At 63.5% G+C, this 2,040-nt stretch carries 2 protein-coding genes; both read left to right on the top strand.

Annotated features, from left to right (window positions below; translation table 11 throughout):
* A partial coding sequence (locus CV770_RS40885; protein ID WP_283811438.1) for a flagellin occupies positions 1-660 on the top strand: 660 nt, incomplete at its 5' end.
* A gap of 362 nt (positions 661-1,022) precedes the next feature.
* A partial coding sequence (locus CV770_RS40880) for a DUF1522 domain-containing protein (RefSeq protein ID WP_146101467.1) occupies positions 1,023-2,040 on the top strand: 1,018 nt, incomplete at its 3' end.

The following is a 2,040-nucleotide window of genomic DNA, read 5'->3' as shown; positions in this document are numbered from 1 at the left end:
GACGCCAACGGCCTGCTGACGGTCTCGACCACCAACGACTACGCGTCCTCGACCATCGGTTCGAGCGCCGCAGGTGGTGCGATCGGCGGTACGCTGACTTCGTCGCTGACGTTCTCGACGGCTTCCACCCCCGTCCAGGATACGGTTGCTCAGACGGCGCGTGCCAATCTGGTGTCTCAGTACAACAACATCCTGAACCAGATCGACACGACCTCGCAGGACTCCTCGTTCAACGGTGTCAACCTCTTGAACGGTGACCAGCTCAAGCTGGTGTTCGACGAAACCGGCAAATCGAACCTCAGCATCACGGGCGTGACCTACAACTCCAAGGGTCTGGGCCTTGCTGCGTTGACCAGCGGTGTCGACTTCATCGACAACTCCGCGACCAACAAGGTGCTGTCCAACCTGAACGCGGCGTCGAGCACGCTGCGCTCGGAAGCTTCGAGCCTCGGCTCGAACCTCTCGGTGGTGCAGGTTCGTCAGGACTTCAACAAGAGCCTGATCAACGTGCTGCAGACCGGTTCGTCCAACCTGACCCTGGCCGACACCAACACCGAAGCGGCCAACAGCCAGGCGCTGTCGACCCGCCAGTCGATCGCGGTCTCCGCGCTCTCGCTGGCCAACCAGTCGCAGCAGAGCGTGCTGCAGCTGCTCCGCTAACAAGCGGACGACATCGCAAGACGACTACGGCGGCGGGGCTTCGGCCCCGCCGCTTTCTTTTTGTACCGGCATCCAAGTGCCTTTCGGCGAGGTGGAGAGGATGCGTTCGGATGCAGCCAATTGCTCACTCTGAGTTATGGTTGACAAGTCGCAAACGCCTCGCCGCTTCACCAAAAACCATCATGCAATCATGACGATATGACCGAGCACGCTCTTGCTCCGAACGCGGATATGGTGAATCCGGGCAAGGACTGCCGCGACACGCTTCATGCTTTGTTAGCCGTCTGCGTTCACCGTCCCGGCATCGATTAATCCTAATCGAAGTTTGTTTGTTGCGTTGCGTACCAGAAGGGTAACACTCAATGTCCGGTATCGTCCTCTCTTCGTCGGTTCGTCAGAACCTGCTCTCCCTCCAGTCCACCGCCGATCTTCTCGCCACCACGCAGAGCCGTCTGTCGACCGGCAAGAGCGTCAACTCGGCCCTGGACAATCCCACCAACTTCTTCACCGCACAGTCGCTCGACAACCGCGCCAGCGACATCAACAATCTGCTCGATGGCATCGCCAACGGCGTGCAGGTGCTGCAGGCGGCCAACACCGGCATCACCTCGCTGCAGAAGCTGATCGACAGCGCCAAGTCGATCGCCAACCAGGCGCTGCAGACCACGGTCGGTTACTCCACCAAGTCCAACGTCTCCACCACGATCGCCGGTGCGACGGCGGCCGACCTGCGCGGCACGACTTCGTTCGCCAGCGCGACGGCGAGCAGCAACGTCGTGTTTAGCGGCGCTGCCGGCGGCACCACGGCTGCGAGCGGCACCACGACGCTCGGCGCCACCATCGGCACCTTCACGGGTACCGCGGGAACGGCCGGCGACGGCACCACGGCCCTGACCGGCGCCATCACCCTGATCGCGACCAACGGCACGACCGCCACCGGCCTGGCCAGCAACGCCCAGCCCGCCGACGGCGACACGCTGACCGTGAACGGCAAGACCATCACCTTCCGCTCGGGCTCTGCTCCGGCCTCGACTGGTGTTGCGTCCGGCTCGGGCGTCAGCGGCAACCTCGTCACCGACGGCAACGGCAACTCCACGGTCTATCTCGGTACCGCGGGCACGCCGGCTGCGACCGTCAGCGATCTGTTGACCGCGGTCGATCTCGCCAGCGGAGTCAAGACGGCATCCATCACTGCCGGTGCTGCGACGCTCGCCACCAGCTTCAACCAGACCGCTTCGAGCGTTGGTGGCGGCGCCGTCACGCTGAAGAGCTCGACGGGTGCGGATCTGAGCGTCACCGGCAAGGCCGACCTGCTCAAGTCTCTCGGCCTGACCACGTCTGTGGGCGGCGGCAACGCCACCGTGAGCGTCAACCGGACCA

The organism is Bradyrhizobium sp. AC87j1, from assembly GCF_002936975.1.
GTDB classification, from domain to species: Bacteria; Pseudomonadota; Alphaproteobacteria; order Rhizobiales; family Xanthobacteraceae; genus Bradyrhizobium; species Bradyrhizobium shewense.
The sequence above is the reverse complement of the archived record's forward strand: the minus strand, read 5'-3'. Positions and strand labels throughout refer to the sequence as shown.